The 12,740-nt window shown below is 62.8% G+C and carries 13 protein-coding genes; 5 read left to right on the forward strand and 8 right to left on the reverse strand.

Going from position 1 to position 12,740, the window contains the following annotated elements; translation table 11 throughout:
* Window positions 1–138 precede the first annotated feature (138 nt).
* The 3 genes from ABEA12_RS02550 to ABEA12_RS02560 form a co-directional block, all read right to left on the reverse strand.
* Window positions 139–1,452 carry a GAF domain-containing protein gene (locus ABEA12_RS02550; protein WP_210099380.1) on the reverse strand — a complete coding sequence of 438 codons (1,314 nt, stop codon included), beginning with the start codon at window positions 1,450–1,452 and terminating at the stop codon, window positions 139–141.
* A gap of 408 nt (window positions 1,453–1,860) precedes the next feature.
* On the reverse strand, window positions 1,861–2,028 hold the full coding sequence (locus ABEA12_RS02555) for a hypothetical protein (protein ID WP_210099379.1): 168 nt from the start codon (window positions 2,026–2,028) through the stop codon (window positions 1,861–1,863).
* A 65-nt stretch (window positions 2,029–2,093) separates the two neighbouring features.
* A complete protein-coding gene (locus ABEA12_RS02560; RefSeq protein ID WP_210099378.1) occupies window positions 2,094–3,362 on the reverse strand; it encodes a carboxylate--amine ligase in 1,269 nt (422 codons plus the stop codon).
* A gap of 83 nt (window positions 3,363–3,445) precedes the next feature.
* Here ABEA12_RS02560 and ABEA12_RS02565 point away from each other — a divergent pair, with 83 nt between their 5' ends.
* The 3 genes from ABEA12_RS02565 to ABEA12_RS02575 all read left to right on the forward strand — a co-directional run bounded on the left by ABEA12_RS02565 (window position 3,446) and on the right by ABEA12_RS02575 (window position 6,569).
* Window positions 3,446–3,775: a metal-sensitive transcriptional regulator gene (locus ABEA12_RS02565; protein WP_210099377.1), complete on the forward strand. Its 330-nt coding sequence runs from the start codon at window positions 3,446–3,448 to the stop codon at window positions 3,773–3,775.
* A 50-nt stretch (window positions 3,776–3,825) separates the two neighbouring features.
* Entirely contained in the window at window positions 3,826–4,140 is a 315-nt protein-coding gene (locus tag ABEA12_RS02570; protein WP_210099376.1) for a heavy-metal-associated domain-containing protein, read from the forward strand.
* A gap of 83 nt (window positions 4,141–4,223) precedes the next feature.
* Window positions 4,224–6,569 (forward strand): heavy metal translocating P-type ATPase, encoded by a 2,346-nt coding sequence (locus ABEA12_RS02575; protein ID WP_210099375.1) that lies wholly within the window; start codon window positions 4,224–4,226, stop codon window positions 6,567–6,569.
* Window positions 6,570–6,618: 49 nt separating this feature from the next.
* On the opposite strand, the gene ABEA12_RS02580 is transcribed toward ABEA12_RS02575, so the two are convergent.
* Window positions 6,619–7,593, reverse strand: coding sequence for an EamA family transporter (locus ABEA12_RS02580; RefSeq protein ID WP_425571718.1), 975 nt, complete (start codon window positions 7,591–7,593; stop codon window positions 6,619–6,621).
* A gap of 146 nt (window positions 7,594–7,739) precedes the next feature.
* On the opposite strand from ABEA12_RS02580, the gene ABEA12_RS02585 reads away from it, so the two are divergent.
* Together ABEA12_RS02585 and ABEA12_RS02590 are read left to right on the forward strand one after the other, a co-directional pair.
* Complete coding sequence (locus ABEA12_RS02585; RefSeq protein WP_210099374.1) at window positions 7,740–8,294, forward strand: CGNR zinc finger domain-containing protein; 555 nt, start codon at window positions 7,740–7,742, stop codon at window positions 8,292–8,294.
* 57 nt (window positions 8,295–8,351) lie between these two features.
* Window positions 8,352–8,681, forward strand: coding sequence for a hypothetical protein (locus tag ABEA12_RS02590; protein ID WP_210099373.1), 330 nt, complete (start codon window positions 8,352–8,354; stop codon window positions 8,679–8,681).
* 393 nt (window positions 8,682–9,074) lie between these two features.
* On the opposite strand, the gene ABEA12_RS02595 is transcribed toward ABEA12_RS02590, so the two are convergent.
* The 4 genes from ABEA12_RS02595 to ABEA12_RS02610 form a co-directional block, all read right to left on the reverse strand.
* On the reverse strand, window positions 9,075–9,383 hold the full coding sequence (locus tag ABEA12_RS02595; RefSeq protein ID WP_210099372.1) for a hypothetical protein: 309 nt from the start codon (window positions 9,381–9,383) through the stop codon (window positions 9,075–9,077).
* Between the two features lie 38 nt (window positions 9,384–9,421).
* Entirely contained in the window at window positions 9,422–9,994 is a 573-nt protein-coding gene (locus ABEA12_RS02600; RefSeq protein WP_210099371.1) for a DUF308 domain-containing protein, read from the reverse strand.
* A 34-nt stretch (window positions 9,995–10,028) separates the two neighbouring features.
* Window positions 10,029–11,249, reverse strand: a complete 1,221-nt coding sequence (locus ABEA12_RS02605; RefSeq protein WP_210099370.1) for an alpha-hydroxy acid oxidase — start codon at window positions 11,247–11,249, stop codon at window positions 10,029–10,031.
* A 116-nt stretch (window positions 11,250–11,365) separates the two neighbouring features.
* Window positions 11,366–12,721, reverse strand: a complete 1,356-nt coding sequence (locus tag ABEA12_RS02610; RefSeq protein WP_210099369.1) for an MATE family efflux transporter — start codon at window positions 12,719–12,721, stop codon at window positions 11,366–11,368.
* Between the last annotated feature and the right edge of the window lie 19 nt (window positions 12,722–12,740).

Here is a 12,740-nt window from a genome sequence, read left to right on the forward strand (position 1 = left end):
GTTGCTCACCTTGAAAATCATCGGCAAGGTCCCGTATGTGATTGCCCGGGCGGGTGAACCCCGTGGGGATCCGGAGCGGAACCTTTATTGGCATCCCGAGTTGCGGACCATCGGGTACACCCCACCATTGATCACCGACTAACCGTTCGACTCGATCCGTTCCAGCGCCGCCACCACGAGAGCGCGGTGCGGGGATCGAGCCGGTAGCACCTGCAACGTGGTGGAAAGGACCTCTTCATCGTCTTCCGCTTCGGACAAACCCAGGAAGCGGATCAACTGTGCATCAGTGCCGTCCTGCAGCATTCCTTGGCGCAGTACCGAAAACACCTCTGCACGGATCTCTTCGATTCCCGGGGCTAGCGAGCGCGGCAGGACGGGGCCTTCGTAATTGGCCAAGGCTGAATCAAGATCGCCCCGCTCGATCGATCTGAGAACTTCGCGGGCATCGCACAGCGGCAGTTTTGCCAAGCGGTAGGGGCGTGAAAGCGGAACCAATGATTCGTCGAAGTCCGACAGTACCTTGCGAAGCCGCACCAGTTCGGCACGCAGCGTCCCGACATCGGCTGCATCCGGGTTGATGTGCAGCAACTCGACCAGTTCCTCGCCACTGAGCCCGCGTGGGTGCCAGCTCAGCAACGCCAGCAGCTCAGCATGCCGCGTGCTTAGTTCAATGCTCGTCTCGCCACGTCGCAGTTCGGCGCCCGACCCAGCAGTCAGATGCAGTGTGGCCTCCACCTTCGGCGTAGCCTTGGGGCTCCGAGAGGCCGGAGCAACAAAGCTCTTGCGCGGCGGATCGACGTGTTGCCCATGCCAACGCAGCTCCGATTCGGCGGCAGCCACGGCCGCCTTCAGAAGGGCCAAGGAATGTGCCGCTACGGCATCGGCGCCACCGGTGATATCCACAACCCCGAGCAATTCCCCGGTATCGGGCGAGTGAATGGGAACGGCCGTGCAACTCCAACGGTGGGCGATCGGGTCAAAGTGTTCCGCGCCAGCGACCTGCACTCCCCCGCCGGTCACCAATGCGGTTCCGGGTGCCGAGGTTCCCACCGTGCGTTCGGACCAGTCGGCGCCGGGAACAAACGCCATCGATTCAGCGTCGCGCAACACTTGGCTGTCACCCTTGACCCAAAGCAGGCGTCCGGCGGGATCTCCAATTGCGAGGATCAGCTTGGTGTCTCTCGTGGGTTCCAGGATCAGGCGATCAAAGACCGGCAGGACCAGGCGCAACGGCGAGGCACTGCGCATATCACGCAGGGCCTCGTCACTGAGCACCGTGTGCGCATTGGTTTTGACCGCGTCCTTGTACTTCAGCGAACGAAGCCACGAGTCGCGGACCACGTCGCGAAGCTGCCACGCCACCTTCTTCTCGACCGCACCTACTTCCAACGTCTCGTGGGCCGCCATGGCACGGCGTTGCAGAGCCATCGAGGCAGGAGTCATCAGAGGCATCTTTTACCTTCCACGGGGGTGGAGAACGATTGTTTTGGCATTGCAACAACGCCTCGTGTGACCCCCTTCACGATACGTGCTCCAGCTTAGGCGAGATTCTCGGTTGAAAGAACCCCGGCGTAGGTGCCCAACAAGGCTCCCGACGGCCACTGGAATCGTGGAGTTCATCGAACTCTCCCCGGCACAGTCCCAGTGCGATGCCTGCTGCTTTCCCGCGCGCATCGCGATCGAAATCCGTGCCCGCCACCCCTCCAACCGCGGGCGCCAGAGGTGTCCCGTGCATCAATTGGCAACCACCGCAAACCACAGGCCGGAAGCGCCGGAGGCGTGAAGAGCGCAAGAAAGCGTGTCGCCTGGTCGCTCCCGGCGACGCGCCTTCCGGAGTTGTCTATTGGCGAGCCCTGCCGGTCAGGCTGTGCAGGCCTCGTTGGTGCATCCGGCATCCCTGGGCAGCCAGTGTGCTTCTTCCTCGCCCTTGTCTTCCCAGATGATGTGCCGACGTTGCCCGCACCGTTCGCAGGCCGGAGCCAGATACGATGCACGCCCTGCATCCGTGTACAACTTGTTGTCACTCATTGTTGCCTCCTTTAGACCGCTCAGCCTGATGTTGGTTCACTCTACGCCGGGCCGGGTTGGGAACTCTAGGATGCAGGGTGGTGGCGCTTGAACTTGCGGTAGTGGTTAACGGTGCTGATCAGGATGTAAAGCCATCGCCGAGGGTTGGTTTCCTTGCTGTAGTACAGCGGATGGCTATAGCGCTTGGACGCGATGAGTTCCTCAACCCCGCTCTTCATCTCTGCAGGCACGTACCGGCGCAAGAGCCGCAGGGGCAGGATGTTGTACAGGTGGCGTTCGGTGGCCACGACCAGGTCGGTGCCGCCGGCCAAGCCGCCGCGCAGGTATTCCTCGACGTAGAAGCGCGCAACATTGTGTCCGGCTGCCGTGATGTAAAAATGGTTGCGTCCCAGGCGTGGGTTCAGCTCAAAGAACTTATACGCCCCGTCGCGCGGGTCAAGCTTCATGTCAAACATGGAGAACCCGGTCCACCCGAGCTCCTCGAGCAAACGCGTACCTTCCATGACAGCGACGTCGTTGGCCTGCGCGACGATGGCCGCGGAATTGCCGACCGCTCCCGGTGCGTGCTCCTCGACGATCACCCGGCCGCACGAGACAAAACGTACCCGTTTATCCTGGTCGCTGAAGAACGTGGCAAGGTGCATGCCGCTGTCGCCTCCGGGGATCAGGTCCTGGATGACCAACGTACCGCCGTAGCCCGCACCGGAGGCCTTGTTGATGAGCTCCGTCAGTTCCTGGATCGAAGCAACGGTATGGACCTTCCGCTTACCGGCAAATTCCAAGGCTCCCCACGCGACTCCGTCGGAGGGCTTCACTATTGCGGGGAATGGCACGCCCTCGGCTACAAGCTCAGACTCAAGCGCCCGGGCGTCGGGGGCATCGCCGGCACAGCCATGGACAACCGTGGCAGGATAGCTCACACCGAGGTCGCGGCAGAGCTGGTAGAAGCCGTCCTTCTCCGTGGCCCGGTCCAGCTCCGCGTTCCCGACGTAAGGGATGGCGAACCACTCGGAGAGCTCATTGGCGTACGTTGCAATGAAACGAATATGTTGGTCGGCTGCCCCGAGGAGGAGCAGCGGCCGTGTGGTTCCGTTCACGTCGCCGAATTCACGCCCGAGCTCTGAAACGAAAGCAGCGAATGCAACCGGGTCGTCTTGTTGGGCGAACGGTCGCGGCACCAAGATGCGTGAATGTTCGGTAATACCGGTCATGACGGAAGGTACGACGACCGACCGCACGTCATAGAGCTCGTGGAACTCCCGCGCCAACGAGTAGGCGCCGATGTCACCGCCCAAAATGACAGGGACGAAGGGCTGGCTCTCGCTGATCTGCATGATCCAAAACTATCAACCCGACACAAATCGGATACCCTATAGGGGTATTTGACATTATACCCTGTGGGGGTATTATGTGAGTTATGGAGAACACTGCACTTCCCGCCGATGTCCATGTAGACCACGGGTACACAGCCAACAAGGAAGCCCTGCTCAAGCGACTGAGCCGCATTGAAGGACAGGTCCGCGGGGTAAGCCGGATGGTTGGCGAGGAGAAGTACTGCATTGACATCCTGACGCAAATCTCGGCAATCAACGCTGCCCTGCACAAGGTCAGCCTCGGGCTGGTCGAAGAGCACGTTTCCCACTGCGTGGTCAACGCCGCAGCCCAATCCATCGAATCAGGTGACAGGTCCTACGTCGATGACAAGGTGGCTGAGGTCACCACCGCGATCGGCCGCCTCCTGCGCTAACGCGCTTCCGGCGAGCAACATCAACAAACCAACCCCTCGAAGGAGAAATCATGAGCGATTCAGAAGGCTGCGGATGCGGCGGATGCGGCTGCGGAAGCAGCGAGGATTCCGGTCTCACCATCACGGTGGGTCCGCCACAGGACACCAACGCCCAAACCCACACCATACTGAAGATCAACGGCATGACCTGCGGCCACTGCGTCGCTTCCGTCACAGAGGAACTGCGCGAGATCGATGGCGTCACCGATGTCGAAGTCATCCTCTCCGTCGGAGGAACTTCCACCGCCAACATCACCAGCAGCGGACCACTCGATGACGCACTGCTCGCGCAGGCAGTGGATGAGGCCGGCTACAGCCTCGCCTGAGCCGCCACCCAGCACCATCGATCGCAGAGGGACACGTAACTCGACGGCCATGCCCCGCGGTCCTGAAACCAAGGAACGGAACAATGAGTAACCAAACCAGTTTTCCCACCAACCAACGCATCGTGAACCTGGACATCCAGGGAATGACCTGCGCGTCGTGCGTGAGTCGCGTTGAACGCAAGCTCGGGAAGATCGAGGGCGTCGAGGCAATGGTGAACCTGCCGTTGGAAACCGCGCGCGTCACCGTCCCTGAATCGGTCAGCAACGAACAGCTCATTTCGACCGTCGCGGCTGCGGGTTACAAGGCGAAAGTCAAGGCCGACGTCCACGCGCGTGTCTCCGTGCCGGAGGCCGCCACCAGCGGTTCCGGGACCGCCCAGTCCCCGTCGGACGAGGCGGAGGTCGAGCGCAAGCAGACACACGACGATGGCGTGGTGCATACACCCAACGGATCCGCAGGGGCGAAGAAAAACGAGGGCGCGGACCTGAAACGACGGTTTATCGGCGCCGCCATCTTCACGGTTCCGCTGTTCGTCATCTCGATGATCCCGCTTGCCCAGTTCCCTCACTGGGGCTGGGTTGCGTTGGCCTTGTCCACTCCCGTGGTCTTTTGGTCCGCTTGGCCGTTCCACCGCGCCGCAGCCATCAACGCACGGCATTTCGCTTCCACGATGGACACCTTGGTATCCATCGGCGTACTGGCCGCATATTTCTTCTCTCTGTGGCAGCTGGTCGTGGACCCGATGATGACCGCCCACATGGGCATGGCGATGAGCGATCACAAGCTGTACTTCGAGACCGCCGGCGTCGTTGCGACATTCTTGCTTCTGGGCCGCTTCCTGGAGACGAGGGCCAAGGCCAAGGCCGGAGACGCGTTGTCGACATTGCTTGACCTGGGCGCCAAGGAAGCCTCCGTGCTGCGCGACGGTGTTGAAACCAAGATCGCTGCCGCAGAGCTGGTGCCCGGCGACGAGTTCGTGGTGCGTCCCGGGGAAAAAATCGCCACCGACGGCTTCGTGATCGACGGCCACTCCGCGGTGGACACTGCGCTGGTCACCGGTGAATCCGTGCCCGTCGAGGTCGGACCCGACGACACTGTCATCGGCGCGACCATCAACACGTCCGGTCGGCTCCTTGTCCGCGCCACCCGCGTGGGTTCAGACACCACCCTTGCCCAGATGGGCCGGCTGGTTTCCGACGCGCAAACGGGCAAGGCCCCGATTGCCAGGCTCGCAGACCGGATTTCAGCGGTCTTCGTGCCGATCGTACTGGGCATTGCACTGCTCACCTTCGTCCTCTGGCTGACGATCAGCGCAGACTTGAACGCGGCCTTTGCCGCTTCCGTTGCCGTGCTTGTCATCGCCTGTCCCTGTGCCCTGGGTCTTGCAACACCCATCGGGCTGCTGGTGGGTACGGGCCGGGGCGCCCAACTGGGCATCCTGATCCGCGGTCCGCAGGTCCTTGAGGACACCCGCAAGATCGATACCGTACTGCTGGACAAGACGGGGACCATCACCGAGGGCAACCTCGCGGTCACCTCGACCACACCCGCATGGGGCTTCGACACCCCCACGCTGCTTGCCCTGGCTGGCGCCGCGGAATCGGGCTCCGAACACCCGATTGCCCATGCCATCGTGGAGGCGGCGCGCGCCAACGCCACGCTGTCCGAGGCCAGCGACTTCACCTCCGCACCAGGCGGCGGGGTCAGGGCCCGGATCGGGACGCAAACAGTGGTCGCGGGCCGGGTGAGCTGGATGCGGGAGAACGACGTAGCGCTCACCCAGGAGCACCACCGGATGCTGGCCTCCGCCCAACAGGAAGGAGCCACTTCCATCATGATCGGTCTCGATGGCACCTTTGCCGGGTTGATCAACCTTTCGGACACCGTCAAGACCACCTCCGCCACCGCAATTACCCAACTCAAGGAACTTGGCCTGCGCCCGGTGCTGCTCACCGGTGACAACGCATCGGTTGCGGCACAGGTCGCGGCCGCCGTGGGGATCGACACCGCCGATGTCTTCGCGGATGTGCTTCCGGAGGCCAAGGCGCAAGCGGTGCGCAAGCTGCAGGAAGAGGGCCGCGTGGTCGCCATGGTGGGCGACGGCGTCAACGACGCACCGGCACTGGCACAAGCCGATCTGGGCATCGCCATGGGCTCGGGAACCGACGTAGCCATCGAAGCCGCCGACCTGACCATTATGGGCAACGACCTCTCCCAGGTAGTTCAGTCCATCGAGCTCTCACGCAAGACCCTGGGCACCATCAAGATGAACTTTTTCTGGGCTTTCCTCTACAACACCGCCGGCATCCCGATCGCCGCGCTTGGACTGCTCAACCCCATGATCGCCGGGGCGGCCATGGCAGCCAGCTCCGTGCTCGTGGTGGCAAACTCGCTGCGCTTGCGCAGCTTCGGAAAAACCAGGTCCTGAATCAGCGTCTCGCAGCTGCGCCCCCCGGCAGGGGGCGCCGTCATCCGGACTACAGGGTGCGCATTTCGTCGGCACGGACCAGCAACACCCCGCCGACGATCAATACGCCTCCGAGCAGTTGGATTCCCGCCGGCAGTTCACCGAGCAGCAACCACGCCCAGAGCACCGCAAAGAGCACCTCGGTCAGCGAGATGAACGAAGCCAATTTCGAGCCCAGGGCACGGGCCGCCATGATCCCCGAAACGTAGGAGAGCACGGTGGAAAAGATGATCAATCCGGCTAGCGCCACCCACCAATGGGTTTCCCAGTGGGCCAACTTCACCGGGACGAACGTCATCTTCATATCCAGCAACCCGAGAAGTGCCAGCAGTCCCATGGTTGCCGAGCCCACGAGCAACCCTCCGGTAGCCAAGGCAATTGGAGGCAATGCGCCATCGGCCCGGGCACTGACGAAGAAGTAGACCACCAGTCCCACGGCCGCACCCAAGCCCCACAGCACACCGATCGGATCCACCCGGGTGTCCCCGGCGAGATCCAGGACCAGTACGAGTCCGGCCAGTGAGAGCAGCGTCCCACCGATGGTCATGAACTTGGGGCGTTTGCGGAACTTAACCCAGAGAAAAAGCACGATGAGGACCGGAGCAAGGTATTCCAGTAGCAGAGCCACCCCGACATCGAGGCGCTCGACGGCCAGGAAGTAAAAGAACTGGCAGGCTCCGACACCGAAAAGCCCAAACAGCATGATGGACTTCCAGTTCGTTGCTATCAGTGGCCATTTCCCGCGCATGACCATAAGTGTTGGAACCAAAAGAACCAGTGCGGCACCGGCCATTCGCAGGGTCACCGCGGTTGCCGGGCTCCACCCCACTTCGAGCAGCGCCTTGGCAAATGAACCCGAAAGCCCGAAAACGGCTGAGGAAAACAGGGCGATCCCGACGCCGCCCGCCAGTGGCCGAGGCAGTGCCGTAGCGCCCGGTGCCTTGGCAAGGTCGGCCACCTGAATGTGGATTTCTTCTCTGGGCACGGCGAAAACCTCCTTGGGTCGAGTTGTGTCCTTCGTGCGAAAGGTCGTGGAACCCAGTCGACTGTCAGGAGTATAACTATGTATGCTCATGACATTAGGACCGACTGACTTTGTACGTCAATCCATGAACCTCCACAGGAGTCACAATGATCTTTGCCCCTGACACAGAAGTAGCCCTGGGTACCATCGTGGCGCTCATCAACACAGCAACCCCGAGCGTCGACGGGCTGCTCACCCGTGCCGATTTGAACCACTTGGTCACGGAGCAGGGCTTCACCGGTTCGCGCACGCACAACGACGCGGAGCTTCGTTCGGTACGTCAACTGCGGACCCAATTGCACGGCATCTGGGTGTCTGCCGAGGAACAGGCCGTTCATGCGGTGAACAACATTCTGCGCAACGCCCGAGCGTTGCCGCAGCTGGTCAAGCACGACCAATGGGATTACCACATCCACGCCACTACGCCAGAAGCACCCCTGAGTGAACGCATGGCGGTGGAGGCAGCCATGGCACTGGTCGATGTATTGCGCTCAGGTGAACTCGCACGTTTGCGGGTGTGCGCATCCGCCGAATGCGGCGCTGTGCTGCTGGACCTCTCCAGAAATCGGTCCAAGCGCTACTGCGACACCGGAAATTGTGCCAATCGCGAGCACGTGCGCGCGTACCGACAGCGGAAGTCCGGACAAAATGCCGTCGTGTGAACATAGACTGTAACCAAGGCCGAAAGCGTGTTCGGCCGCACGATCGAAGGAGTACCCGTGAACAGCGAAGAAGTTCCGCAGCCACATGCCGCGAGCGATTACGAAGTCGACATGGAACAGTCCGATGACAGCCCGGTACGCGCTGCCGCTCGTTGGGCTGCAGCTTTGGTCAATGGGTTCTTTGGCGGAGACGGCGCCGACGCGGTGGGCGCCTCTGTCGTCGTTCACCGGATCGACAACGACGCCGAGGTGCTGCGTATCAACGCCGGCACAATCGGAGAGGCCGAATCCTTGGTGTCAATGGTGCGATCCGACCTGGAGGAGCTCAGCGACGAAGACTTCCTGCTCCGCTGGGGTGGACACGACGACGTCGAACCAGCGCTCTAAGCCGCGTCTTTAGCTACACGGCCGGTGCAGCGGCACGTCCCCCGAGGGTGATCCACCGCTATCGTGGGTCACCCGGCACCTGGGGTTGGACTGTCGCGCCACCTGCCCACTCTTTATGGACTTTACGGTGCCTGAATTTTTATTTTAGCGTCTACCCCTTGATCACCGGAACAAACACCAACACCGTCTGCCGAGTTGGATGTTGCGTTCAGACGCCGTTCCGGGCGCCGGAATGGGTCAGGGCGGCCGTCCCTGCCCCCCAGCAGGAATATATGGAGGACCTCTCCGTCACCGCGCTCCAGCCGCTGGTCTTGTTTGCGGGCACCGCGGCCTGCCTTAAACGACGAAACCGCCCGGTGATTCCTGGGCGGCATCGGTCAAGAACGGCTCTGCTTACTTCTTCTTCGTCTCGGTTGTGTCATCGGGATTTTCGGACGAGCGGTTGATTCCCGATCCTGTTCCCATTTCCTCGGGGTTGTCCTTGCTTGCCATCGTCATCACAGAGATGACCAGCAAACACGCAACGAACGCGACCCCGAAGGCGACGAGCCCGATGTCGATTCGCAACGGGTTGTCGGACCCGCCGGTTCCAGAGATGGTGGCAATGACGCCTGCGATGATGGCCATGACCAAGGAGAACGTCAAGGGTGCCTTGATGCTCTGCTGCCAAGACTTGTTCTGCTCGGCTGGGGTGTTGCCCACGAAAGGCCCTCCTACGGGTTTTTGGTTCAACATCTATTCTAGCTCCAAAGCCCGGTCTCGGTCTCCTTGGCAGCATGGCGCAAGCCAAATGCCGAAATCAGTTCGAATACCGCCAAGAGGATCGCACCTCCGCCGGCCAGGCCCAGCAATGCGTGTGCGTCCATGTCCAGTCCCAGCAGCAGGGCCGCACCGGCACCCAGGGAAACGAATCCGGTGACGAGTTGGTCCTTGAACGGGACGAAGCCGGCGCGATGACGGATGTAGACCACGATTTCAAGTACTCCGGCGATGATCCAGGCCGCGGCCGCGGCAATACCGATGACCACTGTCTCGGGGCGGAACGCCATCACCAGCCCGGCGAGGATCATTCCCACGGCGGCTACCGCGTAGAGCCCACGCACCCGCTTCGGCGCGCTGGGGGCGCTGGCGTAGTCCCAAAGGAACTTGGCGCTGATGACCATGAAGGCGGCCAACGAATAGGCCAGTACCTGGTTGGTGGCACCAGGCCAGAAGATGGACAGAAGCGCGAAACCGGCGGCAGTCGCGGCGCGCCCCATCACGGGGGTTGCGACTTCGGCGGCAATGGTTGCGGGTATTTTTACTGCAGGCACGCCCACAAGTCTACCGGCCGCCACGCTCTGGGCATTATTGGGACCGGGACCGGCGACGAATCAGCTCCGGGCCGAGCTCGGCGATGTTTGCCGCACCCATCAGTGCCATGGTGACGCGGACCTCCTCGGCGAGCAGTTCAATGACCCGGTCCACTCCTTTCTCCCCTCCGGCCATCAGGCCATAGAGGTATGCGCGGCCGATGAGCACGAAGTCGGCACCGGCGCACAGCGAAGCAACGATGTCCGCCCCGGACATGATCCCCGAGTCCAGGATGACCTCGACTTCCGGGCCGACTTCCGTGCGAACCTCCGCCAGTGCCTCGAGGGACACCGGCGCCCGGTCCAGCTGGCGGCCGCCGTGGTTCGAGACGATGAGCCCGTCGGCCCCCGCCTCCAGCGACTTGCGCGCGTCACTGGCTGTGAGCACCCCCTTGACGAAGAGCTTGCCATCCCAGATTGAGCGTATCCACTCCAGGTCGGCGAAGGAGAGCGTCGGGTCGAACATCGAGTTGATCAGCGTGGGCAGGTCGCTGCTGGAGTTCGACAGCGAGGCGAACTTCAACGAATCGGTGGTCAGGAAGTTAAACCACCATTCGGGGCGGTATGAGGCATCGAGCACGGTCTTGAGGTTCAGCTTAGGCGGAATGACCATGCCGTTACGCGCATCGCGAAGCCGTTGGCCCGCCACCGGGGTGTCGACGGTGACAAGCAATGTGTCGTAGCCGGCGGCTCGGGCGCGCTGAAGCAGCTGCCGTGATTTCTCACGGTCCTTCCAGAGGTAGAGCTGGAACCAGCGCCGGGAGTCCGGGGCGGCTTGCGCCACTTCCTCCAGGGAATGGGTGCCCATTGTCGAGAGAGAAAAAGGGATGCCTGCCCGGGTTGCGGCGCGCACCGCACCGGTCTCCCCCTCGGCATGCATGAAGCGGGTGAACCCCGTTGGCGCGATGCCGAATGGCAGTGCGGAGCGTTTCCCGGCAACCATCGTGGACAGATCCGCCTCCGCGGTGCCCTGCAAGATGCTCGGGATGAACTCGATGGAGTCAAACACCTCACGGGTGCGGCTGTGCGTCAGCTCCCGCAAGGCTGCACCGTCCACGTAGTCGAAGGCCGCGGTGGGGGTTCGCCGCTTGGCGATGGCCCGAAGATCCCACACATCGGCCGCCTTGGCCAGGCGGGCGGCACGGCGGTCCAAAGTGGGGGTCTCAAACTTCATCAGGGGGCGCAGTTCGGAAATCTGTGGCAATCGACGCTTCATGGCGGGGTTCCTGCTTTCTGCGGTTGGCGTACCTGTGTGGTGCGGGGATGGATCCTGGCGTCCGGCGAGCACCGCTTGGTGGAGCCGGCGCGTGGTGCGCCTGGGCCCCGCCGGGTTCACGCCCCCAAACGCATCCACCTGTCGTTGCGTACTCGCCAGGAGAGCGTCACGGCTCGGGCAAGCATGAATCCCAGGCCAAAGGCCACCCAGATCCACAGGATCGCCGAGCTACCGGTGTGCTGGAAAAGCGTGACTGCATAGAGCATGGGCAGGTAGGCCAGCAGGTTGATCATGCCCGCGATCGCCAGGTAGCGCGCATCCCCGGCACCGATGAGCACCCCGTCAAGCACGAACACCAATCCGCACACGGGCTGTGCGGCGGCCAGGACCCACACACCGACCATGGTGGCTTGGCGCACCGCGTCGTCCGTGCTGAAAAGTGCGCCGATGAAAGGTGCGATGACGGCAAGGACCGCACCGGTCACCAATCCGAAGTACACGCCCCAGCGGCACATCGTCTTGGTCAGCAGGTTTGTCCGAGGTGCGTTCCCCGCACCGAGTTCCTTGCCGATCAGCGCCTGGGCGGCGATGGCCAGGGCGTCCAGGGCGAACGCCATGAAGGTGAAGATGGTGAAGACCAGTTGGTGCGCCGCCAGGGTCAGCGCGCCGGCACCGGTGGCAACCCATACGGTGGCCAGCAGGGCCAGGCGCAAGGAGAGCGTGCGCAGCATCAGCCAGGATCCGACGCGGCCCGTTCCCAGGACCCCTCGGACATCCGGTGCCAGTGGTTGGCCGGCCTTGCGGATCCGCGGGACGAGCATCCACAGGTAGATGAGAGCCATTCCCCACTGGGCAATCGAGGTGCCCAGCGCCGCACCGGCCACGGACATCCCCAGCGGGTAGACAAGAATGAAGTTCAGTACGATGTTGGCGGCGAAACCGTAGCCGGCCACATACAGCGGGGTCTTGGTGTCCTGCATCCCGCGCAGCACACCTGTCGCGGCGAGGACCAGTAACATGGCGGGTATCCCGAAGGTTGAATACTTGATGTAGTCCACTGCGAACCCGAGCACCTGTCCCTGCGCCCCCATGGCACCGGCCAGCATCGGTGCACCGAAGAACCCGACAACGGCCAGGACCAGGCCCAGTCCCACGGCGAGCCAGATCCCGTCGCGCCCGGCCGCCATGGCCCTGGCCGTGTTGCCGGCACCGATGGCCCGGGCGACGGTCGGGGTTGTGGAATATGCCAGAAACACCATCAGCCCGACGACGGTCTGCAGGACGGTGGTTCCCAGCCCGGCACCGGCCAGCTCGTTGATGCCCAGGTGCCCGATGATCGCAGAGTCGGCCAGCAGGAACAACGGCTCGGCAATGAGTGCGCCAAGGGCGGGGACGGCAAGGGCCAGGATGCTTCGGCCCAGCCCGCCCGAAAGCCCGGGGGCCGCTACCTGGTTCCTTGCTGCTTCTTTCACCCCACCAGACTACCGGGGG

Source organism: Paeniglutamicibacter antarcticus (genome assembly GCF_039544305.1).
Lineage (GTDB): Bacteria > Actinomycetota > Actinomycetes > Actinomycetales > Micrococcaceae > Paeniglutamicibacter > Paeniglutamicibacter antarcticus_C.

Excerpts from the sequence above, each read along its gene's own strand:
- ABEA12_RS02550 (WP_210099380.1), bottom strand. The coding sequence starts at position 1,452 with ATGCCTCTGATGACTCCTGCCTCGATGGCTCTGCAACGCCGTGCCATG.
- ABEA12_RS02555 (WP_210099379.1), bottom strand. The coding sequence starts at position 2,028 with ATGAGTGACAACAAGTTGTACACGGATGCAGGGCGTGCATCGTATCTG.
- ABEA12_RS02560 (WP_210099378.1), bottom strand. The coding sequence starts at position 3,362 with ATGCAGATCAGCGAGAGCCAGCCCTTCGTCCCTGTCATTTTGGGCGGT.
- ABEA12_RS02565 (WP_210099377.1), top strand. The coding sequence starts at position 3,446 with ATGGAGAACACTGCACTTCCCGCCGATGTCCATGTAGACCACGGGTAC.
- ABEA12_RS02570 (WP_210099376.1), top strand. The coding sequence starts at position 3,826 with ATGAGCGATTCAGAAGGCTGCGGATGCGGCGGATGCGGCTGCGGAAGC.
- ABEA12_RS02575 (WP_210099375.1), top strand. The coding sequence starts at position 4,224 with ATGAGTAACCAAACCAGTTTTCCCACCAACCAACGCATCGTGAACCTG.
- ABEA12_RS02585 (WP_210099374.1), top strand. The coding sequence starts at position 7,740 with ATGATCTTTGCCCCTGACACAGAAGTAGCCCTGGGTACCATCGTGGCG.
- ABEA12_RS02605 (WP_210099370.1), bottom strand. The coding sequence starts at position 11,249 with ATGAAGCGTCGATTGCCACAGATTTCCGAACTGCGCCCCCTGATGAAG.